Origin of the sequence: Micromonospora fiedleri (genome assembly GCF_016774385.1) — a bacterium.
Lineage (GTDB): Bacteria > Actinomycetota > Actinomycetes > Mycobacteriales > Micromonosporaceae > Micromonospora > Micromonospora gifhornensis.
On record NZ_JAETXL010000002.1, the window covers coordinates 449,710 to 471,875 of the forward strand.

Annotated in this window: 22 protein-coding genes; 13 read left to right on the forward strand and 9 right to left on the reverse strand. The window is 72.3% G+C overall.

Features of this window, described 5'->3' with window-relative positions:
- Window positions 1–68: 68 nt before the first annotated feature.
- Complete coding sequence (locus JMF97_RS06010) at window positions 69–518, reverse strand: SAV_6107 family HEPN domain-containing protein (protein WP_102660452.1); 450 nt, start codon at window positions 516–518, stop codon at window positions 69–71.
- Between the two features lie 541 nt (window positions 519–1,059).
- On the opposite strand from JMF97_RS06010, the gene JMF97_RS06015 reads away from it, so the two are divergent.
- From JMF97_RS06015 to JMF97_RS06045, 7 genes are all read left to right on the forward strand, one after another.
- A complete protein-coding gene (locus tag JMF97_RS06015; protein WP_102660451.1) occupies window positions 1,060–1,548 on the forward strand; it encodes a YbaK/EbsC family protein in 489 nt (162 codons plus the stop codon).
- Between the two features lie 67 nt (window positions 1,549–1,615).
- The gene (locus tag JMF97_RS06020; RefSeq protein ID WP_203220598.1) at window positions 1,616–2,353 is read left to right on the forward strand and encodes a monooxygenase; all 738 of its coding nucleotides are present in this window, start codon (window positions 1,616–1,618) and stop codon (window positions 2,351–2,353) included.
- The gene (locus tag JMF97_RS06025) at window positions 2,350–2,913 is read left to right on the forward strand and encodes a GNAT family N-acetyltransferase (RefSeq protein WP_203220599.1); all 564 of its coding nucleotides are present in this window, start codon (window positions 2,350–2,352) and stop codon (window positions 2,911–2,913) included. The genes JMF97_RS06020 and JMF97_RS06025 overlap by 4 nt, the downstream gene beginning before the upstream one ends.
- Window positions 2,910–3,767, forward strand: coding sequence for a carotenoid biosynthesis protein (locus tag JMF97_RS06030; RefSeq protein WP_203220600.1), 858 nt, complete (start codon window positions 2,910–2,912; stop codon window positions 3,765–3,767). The genes JMF97_RS06025 and JMF97_RS06030 overlap by 4 nt, the downstream gene beginning before the upstream one ends.
- Window positions 3,764–4,891 (forward strand): glycosyltransferase family 2 protein, encoded by a 1,128-nt coding sequence (locus tag JMF97_RS06035; RefSeq protein ID WP_203220601.1) that lies wholly within the window; start codon window positions 3,764–3,766, stop codon window positions 4,889–4,891. Before JMF97_RS06030 ends, JMF97_RS06035 begins: the two co-directional genes overlap by 4 nt.
- A 55-nt stretch (window positions 4,892–4,946) precedes the next feature.
- Window positions 4,947–6,434, forward strand: a complete 1,488-nt coding sequence (locus JMF97_RS06040; RefSeq protein ID WP_203220602.1) for a phytoene desaturase family protein — start codon at window positions 4,947–4,949, stop codon at window positions 6,432–6,434.
- Between the two features lie 105 nt (window positions 6,435–6,539).
- Window positions 6,540–7,310 (forward strand): GNAT family N-acetyltransferase, encoded by a 771-nt coding sequence (locus JMF97_RS06045; RefSeq protein ID WP_203220603.1) that lies wholly within the window; start codon window positions 6,540–6,542, stop codon window positions 7,308–7,310.
- A gap of 48 nt (window positions 7,311–7,358) precedes the next feature.
- Here JMF97_RS06045 and JMF97_RS06050 read toward each other — a convergent pair whose 3' ends face one another.
- From JMF97_RS06050 to metF, 3 genes are read right to left on the reverse strand one after another with little or no spacing between them, the layout of a single operon-like run.
- The gene (locus JMF97_RS06050) at window positions 7,359–8,306 is read right to left on the reverse strand and encodes an RNA polymerase sigma factor (protein ID WP_307816785.1); all 948 of its coding nucleotides are present in this window, start codon (window positions 8,304–8,306) and stop codon (window positions 7,359–7,361) included.
- Window positions 8,307–8,342: 36 nt separating this feature from the next.
- Window positions 8,343–9,032 (reverse strand): CDP-alcohol phosphatidyltransferase family protein, encoded by a 690-nt coding sequence (locus tag JMF97_RS06055; protein WP_203220604.1) that lies wholly within the window; start codon window positions 9,030–9,032, stop codon window positions 8,343–8,345.
- Between the two features lie 43 nt (window positions 9,033–9,075).
- A complete protein-coding gene (gene metF, locus JMF97_RS06060; RefSeq protein ID WP_203220605.1) occupies window positions 9,076–9,993 on the reverse strand; it encodes a methylenetetrahydrofolate reductase [NAD(P)H] in 918 nt (305 codons plus the stop codon).
- A 232-nt stretch (window positions 9,994–10,225) separates the two neighbouring features.
- Between metF and JMF97_RS31090 the strand changes: the two genes are divergently transcribed.
- Both JMF97_RS31090 and JMF97_RS06070 read left to right on the forward strand, forming a co-directional pair.
- Entirely contained in the window at window positions 10,226–10,657 is a 432-nt protein-coding gene (locus JMF97_RS31090; RefSeq protein ID WP_238358790.1) for a helix-turn-helix domain-containing protein, read from the forward strand.
- Between the two features lie 9 nt (window positions 10,658–10,666).
- Window positions 10,667–11,749 carry a polyprenyl synthetase family protein gene (locus JMF97_RS06070; RefSeq protein ID WP_203220606.1) on the forward strand — a complete coding sequence of 361 codons (1,083 nt, stop codon included), beginning with the start codon at window positions 10,667–10,669 and terminating at the stop codon, window positions 11,747–11,749.
- A gap of 356 nt (window positions 11,750–12,105) precedes the next feature.
- Here JMF97_RS06070 and JMF97_RS06075 read toward each other — a convergent pair whose 3' ends face one another.
- Complete coding sequence (locus JMF97_RS06075; protein WP_203220607.1) at window positions 12,106–12,483, reverse strand: Rv2175c family DNA-binding protein; 378 nt, start codon at window positions 12,481–12,483, stop codon at window positions 12,106–12,108.
- A 164-nt stretch (window positions 12,484–12,647) separates the two neighbouring features.
- Between JMF97_RS06075 and pknB the strand changes: the two genes are divergently transcribed.
- Both pknB and JMF97_RS06085 read left to right on the forward strand, forming a co-directional pair.
- Window positions 12,648–14,636, forward strand: coding sequence for a Stk1 family PASTA domain-containing Ser/Thr kinase (gene pknB, locus JMF97_RS06080; protein WP_203220608.1), 1,989 nt, complete (start codon window positions 12,648–12,650; stop codon window positions 14,634–14,636).
- On the forward strand, window positions 14,636–15,508 hold the full coding sequence (locus JMF97_RS06085) for a deoxyribonuclease IV (RefSeq protein WP_203220609.1): 873 nt from the start codon (window positions 14,636–14,638) through the stop codon (window positions 15,506–15,508). The genes pknB and JMF97_RS06085 overlap by 1 nt, the downstream gene beginning before the upstream one ends.
- A 187-nt stretch (window positions 15,509–15,695) precedes the next feature.
- Here JMF97_RS06085 and JMF97_RS06090 read toward each other — a convergent pair whose 3' ends face one another.
- The 4 genes from JMF97_RS06090 to JMF97_RS06105 form a co-directional block, all read right to left on the reverse strand.
- Entirely contained in the window at window positions 15,696–16,718 is a 1,023-nt protein-coding gene (locus tag JMF97_RS06090; protein WP_203220610.1) for a threonine aldolase family protein, read from the reverse strand.
- Between the two features lie 105 nt (window positions 16,719–16,823).
- Window positions 16,824–18,230 carry a class II 3-deoxy-7-phosphoheptulonate synthase gene (locus JMF97_RS06095; RefSeq protein WP_203220611.1) on the reverse strand — a complete coding sequence of 469 codons (1,407 nt, stop codon included), beginning with the start codon at window positions 18,228–18,230 and terminating at the stop codon, window positions 16,824–16,826.
- 86 nt (window positions 18,231–18,316) lie between these two features.
- Window positions 18,317–18,796, reverse strand: a complete 480-nt coding sequence (locus JMF97_RS06100) for a hypothetical protein (RefSeq protein WP_203220612.1) — start codon at window positions 18,794–18,796, stop codon at window positions 18,317–18,319.
- A gap of 201 nt (window positions 18,797–18,997) precedes the next feature.
- The gene (locus JMF97_RS06105; protein ID WP_203220613.1) at window positions 18,998–20,605 is read right to left on the reverse strand and encodes a glycosyl hydrolase family 18 protein; all 1,608 of its coding nucleotides are present in this window, start codon (window positions 20,603–20,605) and stop codon (window positions 18,998–19,000) included.
- Window positions 20,606–20,807: 202 nt separating this feature from the next.
- On the opposite strand from JMF97_RS06105, the gene JMF97_RS06110 reads away from it, so the two are divergent.
- The gene (locus JMF97_RS06110; protein ID WP_203220614.1) at window positions 20,808–21,293 is read left to right on the forward strand and encodes a glutathione peroxidase; all 486 of its coding nucleotides are present in this window, start codon (window positions 20,808–20,810) and stop codon (window positions 21,291–21,293) included.
- Window positions 21,294–21,465: 172 nt separating this feature from the next.
- Window positions 21,466–22,155 (forward strand): NADPH-dependent F420 reductase, encoded by a 690-nt coding sequence (locus JMF97_RS06115; RefSeq protein WP_203220615.1) that lies wholly within the window; start codon window positions 21,466–21,468, stop codon window positions 22,153–22,155.
- Window positions 22,156–22,166 lie beyond the last annotated feature (11 nt).

Here is a 22,166-nt window from a genome sequence, read left to right on the forward strand (position 1 = left end):
AGGTCGGCGCGTTGTCGGACGGCGTCCGGTCACCCTGGGTCCCGCCGGTGGTGACCGGACGCCGAGACTCAGGCGACGAGCCCTTCGATCGCCGGCTGATGGGCCATGCCGAGTGCGGACTCGACCACCGTGACGAATTCCCCGGCGGCACGGAGCAGGTCGTCGGCCTCCCGGGCGGTGACCACCCGAGGTATGCCGGCCTCGGCGGCGGCCCGCTTGCCGGCGGCGACGGCGAAGTAGTTGGCCCACTCGTTCAGCTCGGGGGCGACGCCGGCGAGCAGGACCCAGACACTGGTGATCCGGCTGCGGCGGGTGGGCGCGGGGCGGGCGCGGGCGGCGAGCACCGCGGCGGCGGCACGCAGGGCCGCGAGGTGGGCGGTGGCGTACCGGAGACCGTCGGGACTCGTCCGAGCGGCTTCGGCGAGCCCTTGCCGCGCCACCGCCAGCAGTTGGGCGGGAGTGCGGTGCGGCAGCACGTGCGCGGGCACCGTCGGCACCTGGGCCGGGCTGGTCGGCATGTCTCCTCCAGGCGGACCGGGGCGGGCGATCGCCCGACGGAGGAGATCCGTCGGCGCGGGACACCCGCGGCGGGCGGTGCGGAGGAAGACGCACCAGATGGGCGGCCGGGCCGGGTGTGGAGCTTCCCCACACCACACCCGGCCGGCGTACCGGCGGGTCCGTCGCCCGCCGCCCGGGGGTCGTGGGCGGCGAGCGACGTTCCTGCCTGATGGGTCCGGACTCGCGACTGCCCGAAGCCCGGTGCGGTCCGCGGTACCGCACCTCTCTCGGAGCCGGATGCCGCGAAACACCCGCCCCGAGGGGGTTGGAACGAACGTTCGACTCAATCGAACACTCGTTCTAACTGCTGCTGACAGTACACCCTCCCCCCGACGAAAATGCAACGTGTGGCGCGCGCCGGCATCCTCCGGTCACCGATTTCCCCGCTCCGCCCCGAGCCCGGCAGCCCCGGCAGTCCCGGCAGCCCCGACGGCCCGTCAGCGACGGCTGCCCACCGACTCCGGCTGCACCGCCCGGCCGTGCACCGGGAAGAATGGCGGGATGCAGTCACACCCGAACGTCCGGGCGGTGCAGGACGCGCTCGACGCCGCACAGGCGCGCAACGGTTCCGACGCACCGGCCACGGTCCGCCTGTTGCCCGACGCCGTGCACACCGCCGCAGCCGCCGCCGAGGCGCTCGGCGTCGACGTGGGGGCCATCGCCAACTCGCTCGTCTTCGACGCCGACGGAGCCCCGTTGCTGGTGCTGACCTCCGGCGCGCACCGGGTGGACACCACCGGTCTGGCCGCCCGGCTCGGCATCACCCGGCTGCGCCGGGCCACCCCGCAGTTCGTCAAGGAACACACCGGCCAGGTGATCGGCGGGGTCGCCCCGGTGGGGCATCCGCAGCCGCTGCGCACCCTGGTGGACAACGCCCTGGACAAGTACGACGAGGTCTGGGCCGCCGGTGGCGTACCGCAGGCGGTCTTTCCCACCACGTACGCCGAACTGCTGCGGATCACCGGCGGAACCCCGACCGACGTGGCGTGAGCGAGCGAACCATCAAGCACAGCAGCGTGGTGCCTCGCGCCGGCGGCGAGCGCAGCAAGGCGACGGCGTGAGCGGGCCAGAGCACGTTCCGGAGCTGGTCACCCTGCATGTGTGGCGGATTCCCCGGGCCGCCGTGGGCCGGGCGCTGGTCCGGATGGCGCGGGATCCGCGCCGGTTGCGCGCCCTGCCCGGCGTACGGTTCGGCAAGTTGCTCGGCACCGGGACCGGCACCGGCTTCGGGCCGGGTGACGCCGACCTGACCCGCTGGGCGGCGTTGACGGTGTGGGACTCCCCCGCCGCGGCCACCCGGTTCGCCGGATCATCGGTGGGTCGAGCCTGGTCCCGCATCGCCGTGGCCGGCGTCCGGCTCGACCTGCGGCCACTGAGCAGCCGGGGCGAGTGGTCCGGCCGACGGCCGTTCGGCGAGCCGACCGGTGGCCGGGTCAGCGGGCCGGTGCTGGCCCTGACCCGGGCCCGACTGCGACCGACCCGCGCGCTCACCTTCTGGCGGGCGATCCCGCCGGTGGCCGCGGCCCTGCACGCCGCGCCCGGCCTGCTGGCCCGCTTCGGCGTCGGCGAGGCCCCGCTGGGCTGGCAGGGCACGGTGAGTGTGTGGCGTGATCCGACAGACCTGGTGGGGTTCGCGTACCGTCACCCGGAGCACCGGGCCGCGATCACCCGGACGGAGACCGCGCGGTGGTACGCGGAGGAGCTCTTCACCCGGTTCGAGGTGCGTGACGTGATCGGTGACCGGACGGTACTGGGGTGGGTCGACGGCGACCCGGCGAAGGGTGGACGGGCATGAGGTTGGTGCGGTGGACACCGGACGATCTCCTCCGACGGCTGGACGACGTGGTGGCCGTCTACGGCGAGGCCATGGGTTACCGCGCCGACCTGCTGGAGGCCCGCCGTGGCTACATCGCCACCCACGTACGCCGTCCCGGCTTCCGGGCCGTCGCCAGCCTGACCGCCGAGGGGCACCTGGCCGGGTTCGGCTACGGCTACCTCGGCGGCCCCGGCCAGTGGTGGCACGACCAGGTCTGGCGGGCACTCCACCCGGACGCCCGACGACGCTGGCTGACCGACTGCTTCGAGGTGGTCGAGTTGCACGTACGCCCACCGGCGCAGGGACACGGCCTGGGCGCCGGGCAGCTGCGGGCGCTGCTCACCATGGCCGAGGGCGCGACCACGCTGCTGTCCACCCCGGAGGCCGACGAGCAGACCTCCCGCGCCTGGCGGTTGTACCGCCGGTTCGGCTTCGTCGACCTGCTGCGCGACTTCCACTTCCCCGGCGACGAACGTCCGTTCGGGGTGCTCGGCCGGGATCTGCCCCTACCCGCGCCCACGCCGCCGCCGCGATCATGAACGGCGGACCATCGGCCCGGTCGGCGACCCGGGCGTACGCCTGGGGAATGCTCGCCCTGCTGGTGCTGGCGCAGATCTGCTACCCGCTGACCAGCGGGACGACCCGGGCCCGGCTGACCGTCGCCACCGTGGTGCTCGGCTACCTGCTCTCGGTCGGCCACGCCCTGCTCAGCCGGGGCCCGCGTACGGCGTTCGCGCTGATCGCACTGGCCAGCGGCGGCGGTTTCGCCATCGAGGCCCTCGGGGTGGCCACCGGATTCCCGTTCGGCAGCTACGACTACTCCGGCCAACTCGGCCCGAAACTGGCCGGGGTGCCGCTGATCATCCCGCTGGCCTGGACCTGGATGACCTGGCCGGCCTGGCTGGTGGCGACCCGACTCATCGGCGGCGGCAGGGCACGCGAGTGGTGGCGGTGGCCGGCGCGGATCGGGCTGGCCACCCTCGGCCTGGCCACCTGGGACCTCTTCCTCGACCCGCAGATGGTCGCCGAGGGGCACTGGGTGTGGCGCGACGCCACCCCGGCACTGCCCGGGCTGGCCGGCATCCCGGTCAGCAACTACCTGGGCTGGCTGCTGTTCGGGGTGCTGGTGATGACCGCGCTGCGGCCGCTCGCCGGTGCCGCCGTGGCCGACACCGACGTCCGCGACCGACCGATGTACGCGCTCTACCTGTGGACGTACGCCTCCAGTGTGCTGGCCCACGCGGTCTTCCTGGACCTGCCCGCCTCCGCGCTGTGGGGCGGGGTCGGCATGGCGGTGATCGCGGTGCCGCTGGCGGTGACGCTGCTGCGGGCCCGCCGGACCGGCGACGACCACGCCGGCGCGGAGCGCGCCAGGGCCGACGTCGCGGCATGACCGGGCCGCTCGTCGTCCTGCTCGTCGTCGTCGCGTTGACCGCGCACACCCTGGTCAACGCCGGCCGGTGGCTGCGCCGCCCGGCGGACCGGCCGGTGCAGACCGACGAGCGGGTGAGCGTGCTGCTGCCGCTGCGCGACGAGGCCGACCGGGTCACCCCGTGCCTGCGGGCGCTGCTCGCCCAGCGCGGCGTACCGGGGCTGCGGATCGTGGTGCTCGACGACGGCTCCACCGACGGCACCGCCGAGGTGGTCCGCGCGGTGGTCGGCGACGATCCGCGGGTCACCCTGCTCACCGGGGTCGCCCCGCCACCGGGCTGGTTGGGCAAGCCGCACGCCTGCTGGCAGTTGGCCGGCCGTGTCGAGACCTCGGCCGACGCGCTGGTCTTCGTCGACGCCGACGTGGTGCTTGCGCCGTACGCCGTGGCGGCGGCGGTCACCGAACTGCGCGCCGCCGGGGCTGAGCTGCTGTCGCCGTACCCGAAGATCGTGGTGCGGACGGTGGGCGACCGGTTGGTGCAGCCGTTGTTGCAGTGGTTGTGGCTGACCTTCCTGCCGCTGCGGGCGATGGAACGCTCGCCGCGGCCGTCGCTGGCCGCGGCCGGCGGGCAGTTCCTGGTCGTCGACCGGGCCGGTTACCTGCGGGCCGGGGGGCACGCGGCGGTCGCCGACCGGGTGCTGGAGGACATCGAGCTGGCCCGCGCGGTGAAACGTGCCGGCGGTCGGATCACCCTGGCCGACGGCTCCCGGCTGGCCTCCTGCCGGATGTACGACAGCTGGCCGCAGCTGCGCGACGGCTACACCAAGTCGCTGTGGGCCACGTTCGGGCATCCGCTGGCCGCCGCGCTGGTGGTCGGTCTGCTGCTCCTGCTCTACACCGCGCCGCCGCTGGTCGCCGTGGCCGCCCTGCTGGCCGGGGCACCGGCCCTGGCCGGGGTGGCCGCCCTGACGTACCTGGCGGGGGTGGTGGGACGGGTGGTCAGCGCCCACGCCACCGGCGGGCGGGCCTGGCCCGACGCGCTGAGCCACCCCGTGTCGGTCGCGGTCCTCGGTTGGCTGACCCTACGGTCGTACCATCTGCGCAAGCGGCGGCGCCTGTCCTGGCGCGGCCGTCCGGTCGGCTAGATCCGCCTGCGGCGGGCCGGAGCGAGGACTTCGACACGGTCTAGGAGGACGCGGCATGGCGCGGATCGTGGTCGTCGGCGCCGGGGTGGGCGGGTTGGCCACCGCCGCCCGGCTGGCCGTCACCGGGCACCAGGTGACCGTCCTGGAACAGGCCGACACGGTCGGTGGCAAGCTCGGGCGACACACCCGCGACACCGAGGCGGGCCCGTTCCACTTCGACACCGGACCCAGCCTGCTCACCCTCCCCGAGGTCTTCCACGAGCTGTTCGAGGCGACCGGGGCGAAGCTGGACGAATATCTCGACCTGGTGCCGCTGGACCCGATCGTGCGGCACGTCTTCGACGACGGTGCTGCGGTGCTGGACTCCTGCGCCGAGCCGGCGGAGTTCACCGCCCGCATCGGCGCGGCCCTCGGTGACCGGGCCGCCGCCGACTGGCAACGGCTGTGGCGGCGCGCGGCCCGGGTGTGGCGGGCCAGCGAGCACGACATCCTGCGTCGCCGCGTCGACTCGCCCCGGGACCTGGCCCGACTGGCCTGGCGGCTGGGTGACCTGGCCGCGATCCGCCCCGGGCAGAGCCTGCGTGGACTGGGCCGGTCACACCTGTCCGATCCTCGGCTGCGGATGCTGCTGGACCGGTACGCCACCTACACCGGCGCGGACCCACGGCGCGCCCCGGCCGCCCTGGTCGCGGTCCCCTACGCCGAGTTGACCTTCGGCGGCTGGTACCTGCGTGGCGGTCTGGGCACCCTCGCCGACGCGCTGCTGTCGCGCTGCCTGGACCTGGGGGTGGTGGTGCGCACCGGCACCACGGTCACCCGGATCGACGCCACCGGCGGTCGGGTGCACGGGGTACGCATCGCCGACCAGCGCGCCCCGATCCCCGCCGACGTGGTGGTGGCCAACGTCGACGCGCTGACCGTCTACCGTGACCTGCTGCCCGACGCGCGCCGGTTGGCCGGGCTCACCGACCGCAGCCTGGCCGGTTTCGTGCTGCTGCTCGGCGTACGCGGCGAGAGCGGGCTGGCCCACCACAACGTCTTCTTCCCGCGCGACTACGACGCCGAGTTCGACGCGGTCTTCGGCGACCCGGGTCGGGGGGTACGGGCCCGACCGGCCGCCGACCCGACGATCTTCGTCACGGTGGCCGACGACCCGACGGTCCGCCCGGACGGCCACGAGGCGTGGTTCGTGCTTGTCAACGCCGCCCGGCAGGGCACCGCACCGGGTGCGGTCGACTGGCGTCGGCCGGGGCTGGCGCAGGCGTACGCCGATCGGATTCTCGACGTGCTCGCCGAACGCGGCGTGGACGTCCGCGACCGGCTGGTGTTCCGCGACATCCGGACCCCGGCCGACCTGGCTACCGCCACCGGCGCCCCGGGCGGCACCATCTACGGCACCGCCGGTGGTCTGCTGCGCCCGGCCAACCGGGGGCCGGCGCGCGGTCTGTGGCTGGTCGGCGGCTCCGGCCATCCGGGCGGCGGCCTGCCGATGGTGACCCTGTCCGCGCAGATCGTCGCCGACGCCGTCGGTCCCGCCTGGTAGGCGTGCCCACCAGGCGGTGAACGCCGCCACCGCATCGTGAGCGCCGCCACAGCGGAAGTTCGGCGGGGCGTCGAACTACCGCAGGGCCGAGGACAACGTGTCGACATGATGCACCCGAACGATGTCGTCACCTCGATCCACGACCTGCCGGCACAACTGGCCAACAACCGGGCCTACTGGTGCGGCTGGGTCAGCCCGGACGGGGCCGACGACGACCTGCCCATCTTCCGCACGGACGTGCCACATCCGCTGCTCAACGGGGTCCTGCGGGTACGCAACCGGCCGATCGACGAGACCGTGGCGCAGGCCGGCCGGCGGCTCACCGGTACGCCCTGGCTCTGGTGGGTCGGCGCGGACAGCGATCCCGGCATCGCCGACGCCCTGACCGCGCTGGGCGGCAGGCAGGTGTCGATGATGCCCGTGATGGCCGTCGACCTGGACCGGGTGGCCGAGCTTCCCGGCCCGCCGGGCCTGGTCGTCGACCAGATCGACGATTCGGAGATCCCCGCCTTCGTCGAGGTGTACGGGCCCGCGCTGGGGGTGCCCGACGACGCCGTCGCCACCGTCACCCGACTGGAGATCGACCGCCCGGCCGACGGAGCCGAACTGCTCCGCTTCGTCGCCCGTCTCGACGGTCGGGTGGTCGGCACGGCCGCCACGTTGATCAGCAACGGGGTGGCCGGAATCTACGTCGTCAGCACCGTCGCCGAACTGCGGGGCCGAGGCATCGGCACGGCCGTCACCGCTGCCGCGCTGCGGGCCGGGCGGGAGCGTGGCCTGCGCGTCGGCACACTACAGGCCAGTTCCGCCGGCGAACCCGTCTACCGGCGGATGGGCTTCGAGACCATCGACCACTACCGGCTGTTCAGCCTGTAACGCCTTGCCGGAGCGCGAGGGTGGCCGGGCATCCGGCCACCCTCGCGGTCACCGACCCTTGGCGCGGGCGGGATGGAACACCCGCAGCCGCGACACCCGGTCCGCCTCCAGGGACTGCACCCACACCGCGCTCGGTGGGCAGTGGAACGGATCCTCCGGCGGGTTGATCAGATCGGTTTCCAGGATCACCACGTCCCGCGCCGCCACGATGTTGGCCAGCCGGTAGACCACCCCGTCGTGCACGTCGGCGTACATCGTCCGGGCCAACGGGTCGATGCCGTTGGTGCGGCGACCGTCCGACCACCACGTCTGGACCGCCGGGCTCCAGGTCTCGGCAAGGGTCCGCGCGAAGCTCCCGTGCCGTCCGGACCACAGCATCTCCTCCGCCTCGGCCCGACGCCGCCGGGTGAGCACGGCCACGTCATCGTGTACGGCGTCGGCCGTCGCCAGCAGCGCGTCGGTCAACTTCGTCCGCGCCTGGTGCAGCCGGCTGCGCACCGTACCGACGGGCACCCCGCAGAGCGCGGCGATCTGGTCGTACGCGGTGACCTCGGTGAAGTAGCGGAGCATCGTGACCAGCCGCAGATTCGGCGACAGCTCGTGCATGGCGGTCCAGAGCCAGTCGGCATGGGCGGTGCGCTCCACGATCCGTTCGGGATCCGGCCCGCCGTCCGGCGACGCGACCAGCTCCAACTGGTCGACCGGCACCTCCCGCTTGGCCCGGAACTGGAGCCGGCCGACATTACGCACGATCGTCCGCAGCCACGGCCCCACGGCCGCCGGGTCGCGCAGGTCACCGATGCGGCGTAGCGCGATCAGCGCCGCCTCCTGCACCGCGTCCTCGGCCTCCGGCCGGTGACCACAGACACTCAACGCCACCGCCCGCATCGCCGCCGCGTGCCGCGCCAGCAGCAGCCCGAGGCAGCCGATGTCACCGGCCTGCGCCGCCCGGACCAACGCGACGTCCGAAAGATCCCCCGTCGTTGCAGTTGTCACCGGGCAAGACTAGCCACCCTCCGACCCGCGGGCCGATCACCCTGCGTCGATCAGTGCCCGGCGTACGGCGGAGAGCAGTTGCCCCAGCCCGAACGCGGCCAGCAGCACCCACACCGCGGTCGCCATGGTGATGGTGCCGGCCGCCAGATCCGGCTGGATCAGCCCGGTCAGACCGGCCAGCAGCAGTCCCACCAGGGCCACGCAGACCCGGGTGGGCCGCTCCCCCACCGTCACCGCGCCGATCTCCCGCATCCCGGCGGCTACCGCCCGGGCCCGGACGTACTCGTGCAACCAGGACAGCGCGCCCGCCGCGGCGACCAGCGCGCCGGGCGCGCCGACCAGCCAGAACGCCACCAGCCAGGCGACCTCACCGATCCGGTCGGCAAGCGAGTCGTAGACGTAGCCGAGTCGCGTCGTACGACCGGTGACCACCGCCACCGCCCCGTCGACGCTGTCGGCCACCGAGGCGAGCAACACGAACAGGGCACCGAGGAACGGACCGTCGCCCGCCCGGACCGCGAACAACGGCACGCAGAGGCAGAGCAGCACGCCGACCGCAGTCACCGCGGTCGGACCGACCCGCAACCGGCCCAGCAGAAACCCGAGATGGTACGACAGGCGCAGCCAGGCGCGTACCACCGGAGTGGCCGCCCGAGGGTCGAACCCACCGTGCAGCCGCGCCCACGCAGTGGCGTACTCGTTCCAGTTCAGCTGTCTGCCCACCACGGTTCAACCGTCACGGCGGCGCTGAGGTATCGCGCCGGCACGCTCACGTCGAGGCGCCCACCCGCAGGTTCTGCCAGATCTCCCGGGTCGCGGTGGACCGGTTGAAGGTGATGAAGTGGATCCCCGGCACGCCCTCGTCGAGCAGCCGCTGACACATCTCGCTGGCCTGCTCGATGCCGAGCCGGCGGACCGCCTCCGGGTCGTCGGCGACCCGCTCGAACTGGGCGGCCAGCGCAGGCGGGAAGGGTGCCCCGGACAGCTGCACGGAGCGTTCGATGGTGCCGATGCGGATCACCGGCATCACCCCGGCCAGGATCGGGGTGTCGCAGCCGGCGGCGGCCACCCGGTCACGCAGGCGGAGGTACTCGTCGGCGTCGAAGAACATCTGGGTGATGGCGAACTCGGCACCGGCCCGGCATTTGCGGACGAAGTACTCGGTGTCGCTGGCGATGTCCGGCGAGCGCGGGTGCCGGTACGGGAAGGCGGCCACGCCGACACTGAAGTCACCCGAGCGGCGGACCAGGCGCACCAGATCCTCGGCGTAGTCGATGCCGTCGGGGTGCCGCACCCACTCGCCGGTCGGATCACCGGGCGGGTCGCCCCGCACCGCCAGCACGTTGCGCACCCCGGCACCGGCCAGCCGCCCGATCACGTGCCGCAACTCGGCCACCGAATGGTTGACCGCGGTCAGGTGGGCCATCGGCAGCAGGGTGGTCTCGGTGGCCACCCGTTCGGTGACCGCGACCGTGGTGTCCCGCGTGGTTCCGCCGGCACCGTAGGTGATCGACACGAACGACGGCTGCAACGGCTCCAGCTCGCGGATGGCCTGCCAGAGCTGCCGCTCGCCCTGCTCCGTCTTCGGCGGCATGAACTCGAAGGAGAAGGTCGGCTGGCGGTCACGGACCAGCTCCCCGATCGCCGGTTGCGGATTGGGGAGGATCGACGGTAGACCGAGCGCCACGCGTCGACTCTAGCCGGACCGGCCGCGTATCCCCATCTTCTTCCCACAGCCAGGGATCACTGCCCGCATCGTTCTCGACCCGTTCGCGGACGGAAACGTCGGACCCCTGCGATAACCATGACTCAGCGCGGGCGGTCGACGACCGCAGGGGGCCGCGCGGGGGTCACGATCCACCGGTGGGCGGTCCGGGTTCCGGGCCGGTCACCAGCGCGCGCCGACCTCCGGAGGACCGATGCCCCCGCACCCGCCCGATCCGCTGTCCGGGCCGCCGCTGACCCGGTTACGCCTCGCCCGAGGCTGGAGCCAGTCCCGGCTCGCCGCCGAACTGTGCGCCGCCGCCGGGGTGCCGACACTCAGTCGGCACGAGATATCCCGCTGGGAACGCCGTCGGCGCACGCCCGGCCGCTACTGGCACGCCTGGCTGGCCATCGTCCTCGGCGTGCCGACCAGACCGCCGCTCGGCTCGTCGGGCACGTCGCCGACCCGCCCGTCAGCAGGCAAAACCGTACTCACCGATGGTGACGCGACCTGTCCGAAGAACGACCGTGACCGGCGTGTCGGCCGCTGCCGACCGGCTTCGCCACGCCCACCGACGCGGCTTACCGGGCGATCCGCGACGCGCCGGAACGTGGGTGGGTCAGCACGCGGCGACCTGACCTATTAGCGTCGGGACGTGACCCACGCTGCTCCTGTCTCTCCTGTCGACCGGGCTGGCCTCCGCCAACGGGTGGACCAGGCCCTGTCCGACTTCCTCGCCGGTCGCCGGTTGTGGATGACCGACCTCGATGACGCACTGGTGCCGGTCGCCGAGGCGATCGAGGCGTTCGTGCTCGGCGGGGGCAAGCGCCTGCGGCCCGCCTTCGCCTACTGGGGCTACCGAGGTGCCGGCGGAGTGGACACCGACGCCGTGGTGACCGCCCTCTCGGCGCTGGAGTTCGTCCAGGCCAGCGCCCTGATCCACGACGACCTGATGGACCGTTCGGACACCCGGCGCGGCGAGCCGGCGGTGCACCGCCGATTCGCCGCCTGGCACCGTGCGGCCGGCTGGGGCGGCAACCCGGACGGTTTCGGCGACGCGGCGGCGATCCTGCTGGGCGACCTGTGCCTGGTCTGGTCCGACGAGTTGCTGCACTCCGCCGGGCTGGATCCCCGCACCGTCGCCCGGGCCCGGCCGGACTTCGACGAGATGCGCACCGAGGTCACCGTCGGGCAGTACCTCGACGTGGTGACCCAGGCCACCGGGGACGCCTCGCTGGAACGGGCCAGCAAGATCGCCCGCTACAAGTCGGCGAAGTACACCGTCGAGCGACCGCTGCTGCTGGGCGCTGCGCTGGCCGACGCCCCCGCGGACATCCGGGTCGCCTACTCGGCGTACGGGCTGCCGTTGGGCGAGGCGTTCCAGCTGCGCGACGACGTGCTGGGAGTCTTCGGCGACCCCGCCCAGACCGGCAAGCCGGCCGGCGACGACCTACGCGAGGGCAAGCGGACCTACCTGGTGGCAGCGGCCCTGGAGGCGGCGGACGAGGCCGGACGGGAGGTGGTGCTCGCCGGCCTCGGCGACCCCGCCCTGGACGCGGCCGGAGTGGCCCGGCTACGGGACGTGATCACCAGCACCGGCGCACTGGCCCGTACCGAGCAACGCATCGTCACCCTCACCGACGCCGCACTCGCCGCGCTGACCGCCGTCGACCTGGACACCGAGGCTCGCCAGTCCCTCGTCGACCTGGCCATAGCCGCCACCCGCCGCACCGACTAACCCACCCTCCCACCCCCGGCCGCGCCGCGCCCTGAACTCGCCGCGCCGTAGCCTCGCGGTGCCTGGCCTCGTGCCTTGGCCTCGCCGTGCCCTCCCCGCAACCTCACCCCGCCCTCTCGCCCTCACTACGCCGCCCTCGCCACGCGCCCTCGCCACGCGCCCTCGCCACGCGCCCTCGCCACGCGCCCTCGCCACGCGGCGCTCGCCGCGTCGATCTTGCAGTTTTGGTCGCACTTATGAATGATTTGCACCATTCGCGGGGACACAAAGTGCAAGATCGACGGGGCGAAAGGGTGGCGGGGCGGCGAGGGTGGGTGGCAAGGGTGGGGTGGGGGTGGGAGTGACGAGGGTGGGGGTTAGAAGCCGAGGGCTTGGGCGCGGCGTTTGATTTCGCGGGCCTGGTCGCCGGCGAGGGCGGTGGCGGGGGTGCCACCCGGCAGCGTCGGGTCGGGCTCGTAGAGCCAGCGCAGCGCCGCCTCGTCGTCGTAGCCGGCGTCGGCCAGCAGGTTGAGTACGCCGGGCAGGTGCTTGAGTACGGTGCCGTTGGCCACCAGGTCGGCCGGAATCCGGCGGACACCGTCGCGGCGTACCGCGATCAGTTCCCGATCCCTGATCTTCTGGTGCACCTTGCTGATCGTCAGGTCGAGCCGCTCGGCGACGTCCGGCAGGGTCAGCCAGTCCGTCGGCCCGGTGGTCTGCGGCGCGGCGTTGTCGGTGGGTACGGAGTCGGTCACTCGACCACCCTGCCACGTCCTCCCGGCACCAGGTCAACAGCCTCCCGGCACCCACCCTGACCAGGATCGACCACAGCCTGTCACGCCACGGCGGGCCCGAGATGGTCCGCTCGGCGGTAGCATCCTGTTCAACCTTCATCCCCCGACACATAGACTGCCTGCCGATGGACACACAGGTCGCCGACACGTTGCTGGGCTCGCTGATCGACGGGCGTTACCGCATCCGCGGTCGCGTCGCCCGTGGCGGCATGGCGACCGTGTACACCGCCACCGACGAGCGACTCGAACGCACCGTGGCGGTCAAAATCATTCACTCGTCGCAGGGGCCGACCGATCGGGCCGGCCTGGCCGGCTTCGTCGAGCGGTTCACCGACGAGGCCAAGACCATCGCCCGGTTGACCCATCCCAACGTGGTGGCGGTCTACGACCAGGGCACCCATGGTGGGCGGCCGTACCTGGTCATGGAATACGTCCGGGGGCGCACCCTGCGTGAGGTGCTGACCGAGCGGCGCCGGCTCAACCCGGACGAGGCGCTGGCCATCACCGAGCAGATACTCGCCGCGCTCGCCACCGCCCACCGGGCCGGGCTGGTGCACCGCGACGTCAAGCCGGAGAACGTGCTCGTCGCCGAGGCACCCAGCGGCGGCCCGGCCAACCTCGTCGACAGCGTCGTGAAGGTCACCGACTTCGGGTTGGCGCGAGCCGTGGAGGCGAGCACCGATCACGACAGCGGCAACCAACTGATGGCCACCGTGGCGTACGTCGCCCCGGAGCTGGTCACCACCGGCCGCGCCGACGCCCGTACCGATGTCTACTCCAGCGGCATCGTGCTGTTCGAGATGCTCACCGGCCGAGTGCCGTACGACGGTGATCGTCCGATCGACATCGCCTGGCAACACGTCGATCGGGACGTACCGGCGCCGTCGACCCTGGTGCCCGGCCTGCCGAAGGCCCTCGACGACCTGGTCGCCCGAGCCACCCGCCGCGACCCGGCGGGCCGTCCGGCCGACGCCGCGACCCTGCTGGCCGAGGTGCAGGTCGCCCGCGACGGGCTCGGTAACGCGAACGCCCAGACCGCCATGCTGTCCGCGGTGTCCGACGGCCCGGCGGTCGCCCAGCCGACCATGGTGGTGGCAGCGGTCCGCCCCGCCGAGCGGCCGACCTGGGCCCGACTGCCGGAGGGTGGCGCGCCCACCCGGGGTCGTCGGCGGGCGGTTCCGGACGAGGACGGGAACCGGTTCTCCCAGCTTGCCGGGTGGCGTGCCCGACTGTTCGGCGATTCGAGCAGCCGCCTCGCGGTCGCCGCCGTCGTGGTGGTGCTCGGCCTGGTGGCCGCTCTCGGCGGATGGTGGTTCGGCGTGGGCCGCTACACCACCACCCCGCAGCTGGTCAGCATGACCAAGGCCCAGGCGGAGGCGCAGGCCGCGCAGGGCGGCTTCACCCTCCAGTACGCCGACCCACGCCACGACGAGCAGATCCCGCGCGACGGTGTGGTGGCGCAGCAGCCCACCTCGGCCGCCCGGATCCTCAAGGGCGGCACCATCACCCTGACCCTGTCGTTGGGGCCGGCCCGGTTCCCGATGCCCGACGTGGTGGGCAAGGAGTTCGACCTGGCCGAGGCCGACCTGGTCAACGCCCAACTGAAGGTCGTCAAGGGCAGCGCCCGGTACGACGATGGCCTGCCCGAGGGCGTCGTGGTGGCCACCAAACCGGAGGCGGGCGAGGAGGTCGAGCCGGGCGACAAGATCACCGTCATCCTGAGCAAGGGCCGCGCCCCGATCACCGTGCCGAACCTGGTCGGCAAGAGCCTCAACGACGCTCGTACGCAGATCGCCCAGCTCGGCCTGGTCCTGGTGGAACCGACCTACAAGCAGTCCGACAAGCCTCGCGACGAGGTGCTCGGGCAGAGCCCGGCCGACGGCAGCGGGGTCGAGAAGGGTGCCCAGATCCGGCTGGAGGTCAGCGAGGGTCCACCGCTGGTGACCGTACCCCGGGTCATCGACCTGCCGTGCCAGCAGGCCAAGCAGGTGCTGGAGAGTCAGGGCTTCCCGGTGGCCGTGCAGTTCAACCCGGAGGCCGTGGCCCGGTTCCAGAACCCGAACGAGAACGCGCAGGTGGCACCGGGTACCCAGATCACCATCGGATGCTTCTGATGACAGCTACGCAACCCGGCCACCGGCCGATCGGCTCGCACACGCCCACCTCCGGTGGGCTGGCGAAGGCGGCGCTGCCCTACCTCGACGCCGCCGAATCCGAGGTGGCGCAGGTGTACGTCGGCAACTCCCGCGGGTGGGCGATGCCGGCCGGTGACCCGGTGCAGGACGCCCTGTTCCGCGACGGCTGCGCCGAACGGGGAGTCGCCGTCTACATCCACGCGTCGCTGCTGGTCAACCTGGGTTCGCCGACCCCGGCCACGGTCGAACGATCGCAGCAGACCCTGGCCCACGCGCTGCGCCGGGGCGCCGCGATCGGCGCCCGCGCGGTGGTGTTCCACGCCGGCAGCGCGGTGGACGCCGGGCACGCCGAGGCGGCCATGCGGCAGGTACGCGAATCCCTGCTGCCGCTGCTGGACTCGACCGCCGACAGCGGCGGTCCGATGCTGCTGGTCGAGCCGAGCGCCGGTGGCGGCCGGTCACTGGCCTGTCGGGTGGAGCAGCTCGGCCCCTACCTGGACGCGGTGGACCGACACCCCTGGCTGGGCGTCTGCTTCGACACCTGCCACGCCTGGGCGGCCGGGCACGACCTGGCCGCCGAAGGCGGCATGACCGAGACGCTGGACACCCTGGTGGCGACCGTCGGCGCGGATCGGCTCCAGCTGGTGCACGCCAACGACTCGAAGGACCTGTGCGGCTCCACCCGTGACCGGCACGAGAACATCGGCAAGGGCAGCATCGGCGAGCCCGCCTTCGCCGAACTGATGCGTCACCCCGCCACCGCCGGCGTCCCCATCCTCGTGGAGACCCCCACCGACCGCCACGAAGGTCACGCCGCCGACATCGCCACCCTCCGCCGCCTCCACCCCTAACTCCCCCACACTCCCTCCCTCCCCGTCCCCCCGCGCCCGCGCCCGCGTCTGCGCCCGCGATCTTGCACTTCTTGTCGTCACATAAGCCGCATACGGGGCATTTCAGCGACCAAAAGTGCAAGATCGCGGGAGCGCAAGGCACGGGCGAGGCGGGGCGAGAGCGCGAGGCCCGAGGTGGGGGTGGGGGTCAGGTGCGGAGGATGTGGGTGAGGGTGGTGGCGGCCTGGTCGACGGTGGTGTCGGTGACGTCCATGTGGGTGACCAGGCGGGCGATGCGGGGGCCGAGCACCGAGATGAGTACGCCTTCGGCACGGGCCGCCGCAGCCAGCGCGTGCGCGTCCATAGGTGCCTTGGTCAGGTCCAGCGGGACCAGGTTGGTGCGTACCGGCGCGGCCAGCACCCCGAACGGGGCGATCGCCTCGGCCAGCCGGGCCGCCTTCGCGTGGTCCTCGGCGAGCCGGTCGATGTGGTGTGCCAGGGCGTACCGGCCGGCAGCGGCGAGGACGCCGGCCTGACGCATCCCGCCGCCCATCCGCTTACGGATCATCCGCGCCCGTTCGATCTTGTCGGCGGCGCCGACGACAAGCGAGCCGACCGGCGCGCCGAGTCCCTTGGAGAGGCAGACCGAGAGGGTGTCGAACAGTGCGCCGTAGCTGGCCAGCGGCACCCCGTCGGCGACGTGGGCGTGCCAGATCCGCGCCCCGTCGCAGTGCAGCGCCACCTTCGCCTCGTCGGCGATCCGGCGCAACTGGCGCAGCGTGTCGAGGGGGATCACCCCGCCACCGCCGCGGTTGTGGGTCTGCTCCACCGCGATCGCGGCGGTGGGCACCGCCCAGTAGCCGTCGGGACGGATCATGCCGGCGACCACGTCGGGGTCCACGTCCGCGCCCACCGCAGGCCAGGTCCGCGAGGTGATGCCGCCGTACGCGGCAGCGGCCCCCATCTCGTACGTGATCACGTGCGCGTCGGCGTCGCAGAGCAGCTCCGCGCCGGGCGGTACGGACAGTTGCAGGGCGATCTGGTTGGCCATCGAGCCGGTCGGGCAGAACAGCGCCGCCTCGTGCCCGAACAGCGCGGCGACCTCGGCCTCCAGCGCGTTGACCGTCGGGTCCTCGCCGTAGACGTCGTCGCCGACCTCGGCGGTGGCCATCGCCTCCCGCATCCCGGGGGTGGGCCGGGTCACCGTGTCCGAACGCAGATCAATCGGCATGTCACGCTCCATCCCGTCAGCCACAGTCAGGCCAGACAGCTGCCGACTGTGGGGCTCGCAAGGTCACTCCTCGCGTCCGCCACAGTCATGCCAGCCGATCACGCGTCAGCCCCGGAGCATCTCCGCTACGAGGAAGGCCAGTTCCAGCGACTGCTGGGTGTTCAGGCGCGGGTCACAGGCGGTCTCGTAGCGGTCGGGCAGGTCGAGATCGGCGATGTTCTGGGCACCACCGAGGCACTCGGTGACATCCTCACCGGTCAGCTCGACGTGCAGGCCACCGGGGTGGGTCTCCAGGCTCCGGTGCACCTCGAAGTAGCCCAGCACCTCGTCGACGATCCGGTCGAAGTGGCGGGTCTTGTAGCCGTTGGACGACTCGTGGGTGTTGCCGTGCATCGGGTCGCACTGCCACACCACCTTCGCCCCGGCGGCGGTGACCTTGGCCACGATCGGCGGCAGCGCGTCGCGTACCTTGTGGTTGCCCATCCGGCTGATCAGGGTGAGCCGACCGGGGATGTTCTCCGGGTTCAGCTTCTCGCACAGCTCGATCGCCTCGTCCGGCGTGGTGGTCGGGCCGAGCTTGACCCCGATCGGGTTGGCGATGCGGGAGATGAAGTCGATGTGCGCGCCGTCGATCTGCCGGGTGCGCTCGCCGATCCACAGGAAGTGCCCGGACAGCCCGTACGCCCGGCGGTCGGAGACCCGGGTCAGCGCCCGGTCGTACTCCAGTGCCAGGGCCTCGTGGGAGCAGTAGAGGGTGACCGTACGCAGGGCCTCGTCGTCGGTCATCCCGCAGGCCCGGATGAACGCCAGGGCCCGGTCGATCTCGCGGGCGATCGCCTCGTACCGCTCGCCGGCCGGGGAGTTGCGCACGAAGCCCTTGTTCCAGTCGTGCACCGCGTGCAGGTCGGCCAGCCCACCGGCGAGGTAGGCGCGCAGCATGTTCATCGCGGCGGCGGAGTTCGCGTACGCCCGGATCATGCGCTGCGGGTCGGCGACCCGCGCCTCCGGCGTGGCCTCCAGCGAGTTGATCATGTCGCCGCGGTAGGCGGGCAGGCCGCGGGCGTCGGTCGGCAGCGACCGGGGCTTGGTGTACTGCCCGGCGACCCGGGCCACCTTCACCACCGGTAGCGACGCGCCGTAGGTGAGCACGATCGCCATCTGCAGCAGCGTACGGGCGTTGGCCAGCAGGTGACTCTCGGTGTTGTCGGCGAAGGTCTCCGCGCAGTCACCGCCCTGGAGGAGGAACGCCTTGCCCTCGCAGACCAGCGCGAGACGCTGACGCAACTGGTCGACCTCGTACGGGGCGACCACCGACGGAACCCGGTCGAGGACCTTGCAGACCTCGGCCACCTGGGCCGGGTCCTCCCAGGGCGGGGTCTGGGCGCGGGGCAGCTGCCGCCAGCGGTCCAGACCGAGGGCCTCGTCCTCGGCGGAGTCGACGGTCGGACGGCTGGTCTGCAGCACCGGGCTGCCCACCGCCGGATGACTCAACTGGTGCCACTCATGGCGCATGACAAAAGCCTACGGCGGCCGACCGGGTGACCGACCAGTGAGGGGCCGGGTTCCGGCAGATGGACGACGCGGTGCGCTGCCGCAGGTCAGGGCGTCGGCGTCGGAGACGGGCTGTGTCCACCGGGCTGCTCGCCCGAAATGCACCAGTCCAGGCCGTCGCGGGTGACCGTGAACAGCAGCGACCGGCTGGCCTCGCGCTTACCCACCGTGACGGTGACCACAGTGCTGACCTCCTGCCCGACCGGTCCCGGGCGGATGTCGACGATCTCGGTCTGCGTCACCGTGAAGTGGTCGGCGAAGTCGCCGTTCGGCCCGGTCGCCGCCGCGTCGAACGACTCGTGCAGCACCGTGCAGAGTTGGCTGCGCCCGGCCGCGACGTCCTTGGCGGTCATCGCGTCGAGGTACGCCTGCACCCGCTCGCGGGACTTCGCCAGGGCCTCGTCGGCCGGTGCCCGACCGGGCTGCTCCGCCGGCTCCTCGTCGCCGCCGATCAGTCCGCAGCCGACCAGCGCGAACGGCACGGTCGCGAGCAGGACGAGGGCGGCCGAGCGCTGGTACACCCGCATCGTTACCTCCCGATCTGCGGACATCGCACCGTTCGACCGGCGAGTCTGTCACACCCCACCCGGGTGTAAGGAAGGGCCCCTTGTTATCGCCTTTTGCATAGGAAGGGCCCCCTGTTAACACGCGGCAAGATCGAGCTGCCGGAGTGTTAACGGGGGGCCCGTGCTCTACCGGAGGCGTTAACAGGGGGCCCTTCCTTACATCTAGCCGAGGCCGTTGCGGATGGCGCCGATCAGCTCTCCGTTGCTGGTGTCACCGGAGAGTTCCCAGAAGAAGGCGCCACCGAGGCCCTGGTTCTTCGCGTACGTCATCTTGCCGCCGATGGTCGACGGGGTGTCGTAGCTCCACCAGTTGCTGCCGCACTTGGCGTACGCCGTGCCACCGATGGTGCCGGTCGCCGGGCAGGTGTTCTTGAGGACCTTGTAGTCCTCGATGCCCTGCTCGTAGGTGCCCGGGGCGGGGCCGGTCGCGGTGCCGCCCGGCGTGGACTGGGTGACCCCGGTCCAGCCTCGACCGTAGAAGCCGACGCCGAGCAGCAGCTTGTTGGCCGGGATGCCCTTGCTCTTGAGCTTCTGGATGGCCGCGTCCGACCAGAAGCCCTGCTGCGGGATGCCGGAGTACGAGTAGAGCGGCGAGTGCGGGGCGGTGGGGCCCTGCGCGTTGAAGGCGCCGAAGTAGTCGTACGTCATCGGCATGATCCAGTTGAGGTGGGTGGCGGCGCCGGCGTAGTCGGTCGCGTCGATCTTGCCGCCGTTGCTGCCGTCGGCGGTGATCGCGGCGGTGACCAGGTTGTTCGAGCCGAACCGGGTACGCAGCGCGCTGGCCACGTTCCGGAACGCGTTCGGGCCGCTGGCGTCGCAGGTCAGGCCGCAGGCGTTCGGGTACTCCCAGTCGATGTCGATGCCGTCGAAGACGTCCGCCCAGCGCGGGTCCTCGACCAGGTTGTAGCAGCTCTCGGCGAAGGCGGTCGGGTTCTGTGCGGCCTGGGTGAAGCCGCCGGACCAGGTCCAGCCGCCGAAGGACCAGATCACCTTGATGTGCGGGTACATCCGCTTGAGCTTGCGCAGCTGGTTGAAGCTGCCCCGCAGCGGCTGGTCCCAGGTGTCGGCGACGCCGTCGACGCTCTCCGCCGCGGTGTAGGCCTTCTCGTAGTCGGCGTAGCTGTCACCGATGGTGCACCGGCCGCCGGTGGTGTTGCCGAAGGCGTACAGGATGTGGGTCAGCTTGGACGCCGAGCCGCTGGTGTGGATGTTCTTGACGTGGTAGTTGCGGGCGTAGACGCCCCACTGGGCGAAGTAGCCGACCACCTTCTGTCCAGCCGGCGGGGGCGGCGGCGTGGTCGGGGGCGGCGAGGTCGGCGGCGGCGGTGCGGTCGTGGTCGGCGGCGGCGGGCTCGTCGGGGGCGGGGTGCCACCGCCGCAGGCGGCGCCGTTGACGGTGCAGTTCAACGGCGCCCGGTACGCACCGGTGCCGTTGTAGCCCCAGCTGAAGGAGGCGCCGGGCGCCAGCGCGCCGGCCCAGCTCTTCTTGACCGCCACGTACCGGTTGCCGTTGCGGGTGACGTCGGCGTCCCAGGAGCTGCTGATGCTGGTGCCCGAGGGCAGCTCGAACTCGATGCGCCAGGTGCTGACGCTGGCGCTGGAACCGTTGGTGATGGTGACCCTCGTTTCGTGACCGGTCCCCCAGTCCTGCACCCGGGTGAACGAGGTGGTCACGCTTCCGGCGCCGAACGCCGTGGCCATCGGGACCGAGGCGACGGTCACCGCGACCACGGCGCCGACCCAGAGGGCCCGGCGGAGCGATCTCTTCATGTGGCGTCTCCAAACAGTTAGGAAACTTTCCAAAAGGTTGATGAGACGCTACTCACACGACTCCACTTCGTCAAGATGTCGATGTATCGATTTGTCGGCTCGGGCGAAACCCGCGTCGCCCGACGGGTCTTCGCCGGTGAGCGGCCATTACCGAGCGGTAGCCCCGCGCCGCGCACCGACGTTCGGCGATACCCTCACCGTCATGTCCGTCTTCGACACTCCGATCAACTCCCTCACCGGCGGCCCCGCCGATCTCGCGCAGTACCGTGGCCGCGCCCTGCTGGTGGTCAACGTCGCCTCCCGCTGCGGCCTCACCCCGCAGTACGCCGGCCTGCAGGCCCTTCAGGACGAGTACGCCGACCGTGGCCTGGTGGTGCTCGGCGTCCCGTGCAACCAGTTCGCCGGCCAGGAACCCGGTAGCGCTGCGGAGATCAGCGAGTTCTGCCAGGTCAACTACGGCGTCACCTTCCCGCTGACGGAGAAGGTCGCGGTGAACGGCCCCGACCGTCATCCGCTCTACGCCGCCCTGGTGGACACCCCCGACGCCGACGGCCACACCGGTGACGTCCGGTGGAACTTCGAGAAGTTCCTCATCGCCCCGGACGGGACCGTGGCCGCCCGCTTCGCCCCGACGGTCACCCCCGACGACCCCACGCTGCGCGCCACCGTGGAGAAGACCCTGCCCTGACCCCGCTGCCTGACTCACCGGCGACGGCGCCCGAGGCTCCGGGTGCCGTCGCCGTTCCGGGTGCGCTCGCCGTTCCGGGTCCGTTGCCTCCGCATGTCCATCGGGCGGAGATCACCCGGGATCGGCCGGAAGTGTCCGGCGGGCGAGTAGGTTCGACGGGAGAGCCGAGTCGATGGGAGTTGACGTGTCGGTCGTGGGGTTGATCGGAAGTGGACACATCGGAGGCACCGTCGCGCGGTTGGCGGTGGCGGCCGGGTACGAGGTGGTACTGAGCAACTCGCGGGGGCCGGAGACACTGTCCGACCTGGTCGACGAGTTGGGGCCGGGAGCGAGCGCGGGCACCGTCGACGCCGCGGCTCGCGCCGGTGACCTGGTGGTGGTCAGCATCCCGCTGAAGTCGTACCGGGCCGTGCCGGCGCAGCCGCTGGCCGGCAAGGTCGTCATCGACACCAACAACTACTACCCGCAGCGCGACGGCCAGATCCCCGAGTTGGACGAGGGCAGCGTCACCAGCAGTGAGCTGCTGCAACAGCACCTGCCCGAGGCCCGGGTGGTGAAGGTGTTCAACAACATCTTCTTCCGGCACCTGCTCGCCCTGGCCCGGCCCGCCGGCGGCGCGGACCGCAGTGCGCTGCCGATCGCCGGTGATGACGCCGAGGCCAAGGCCGTCGTCACCGCCTTCCTCGACCGGATCGGCTACGACGCGGTGGACGCCGGCACGCTGGCCGACAGCTGGCGGTTCCAGCCGGACACCCCGGCGTACGGCACCATCTACTCCGCCGACCCGGCGAACTGGGAGCAGGAGGCCCCCGGCGACGCCGACAAGGTGCGTGCCGCACTGGCCAAGGCCGAACGGAACTGACCGGACGCCGC

What these genes read in the sequence shown, in the direction of transcription:
- JMF97_RS06115 (WP_203220615.1), top strand. Translation starts at nt 21,466, where the DNA reads ATGGGAGTTGACGTGTCGGTCGTGGGGTTGATCGGAAGTGGACACATC.
- JMF97_RS06010 (WP_102660452.1), bottom strand. Translation starts at nt 518, where the DNA reads ATGCCGACCAGCCCGGCCCAGGTGCCGACGGTGCCCGCGCACGTGCTG.
- JMF97_RS06100 (WP_203220612.1), bottom strand. Translation starts at nt 18,796, where the DNA reads ATGCGGGTGTACCAGCGCTCGGCCGCCCTCGTCCTGCTCGCGACCGTG.
- JMF97_RS06015 (WP_102660451.1), top strand. Translation starts at nt 1,060, where the DNA reads ATGCAGTCACACCCGAACGTCCGGGCGGTGCAGGACGCGCTCGACGCC.
- JMF97_RS06105 (WP_203220613.1), bottom strand. Translation starts at nt 20,605, where the DNA reads ATGAAGAGATCGCTCCGCCGGGCCCTCTGGGTCGGCGCCGTGGTCGCG.
- pknB (WP_203220608.1), top strand. Translation starts at nt 12,648, where the DNA reads ATGGACACACAGGTCGCCGACACGTTGCTGGGCTCGCTGATCGACGGG.
- JMF97_RS06025 (WP_203220599.1), top strand. Translation starts at nt 2,350, where the DNA reads ATGAGGTTGGTGCGGTGGACACCGGACGATCTCCTCCGACGGCTGGAC.
- JMF97_RS06030 (WP_203220600.1), top strand. Translation starts at nt 2,910, where the DNA reads ATGAACGGCGGACCATCGGCCCGGTCGGCGACCCGGGCGTACGCCTGG.
- JMF97_RS06090 (WP_203220610.1), bottom strand. Translation starts at nt 16,718, where the DNA reads ATGCCGATTGATCTGCGTTCGGACACGGTGACCCGGCCCACCCCCGGG.
- JMF97_RS06045 (WP_203220603.1), top strand. Translation starts at nt 6,540, where the DNA reads ATGATGCACCCGAACGATGTCGTCACCTCGATCCACGACCTGCCGGCA.
- JMF97_RS06040 (WP_203220602.1), top strand. Translation starts at nt 4,947, where the DNA reads ATGGCGCGGATCGTGGTCGTCGGCGCCGGGGTGGGCGGGTTGGCCACC.
- JMF97_RS06110 (WP_203220614.1), top strand. Translation starts at nt 20,808, where the DNA reads ATGTCCGTCTTCGACACTCCGATCAACTCCCTCACCGGCGGCCCCGCC.
- JMF97_RS06035 (WP_203220601.1), top strand. Translation starts at nt 3,764, where the DNA reads ATGACCGGGCCGCTCGTCGTCCTGCTCGTCGTCGTCGCGTTGACCGCG.
- JMF97_RS06085 (WP_203220609.1), top strand. Translation starts at nt 14,636, where the DNA reads ATGACAGCTACGCAACCCGGCCACCGGCCGATCGGCTCGCACACGCCC.
- JMF97_RS06095 (WP_203220611.1), bottom strand. Translation starts at nt 18,230, where the DNA reads ATGCGCCATGAGTGGCACCAGTTGAGTCATCCGGCGGTGGGCAGCCCG.
- JMF97_RS31090 (WP_238358790.1), top strand. Translation starts at nt 10,226, where the DNA reads ATGCCCCCGCACCCGCCCGATCCGCTGTCCGGGCCGCCGCTGACCCGG.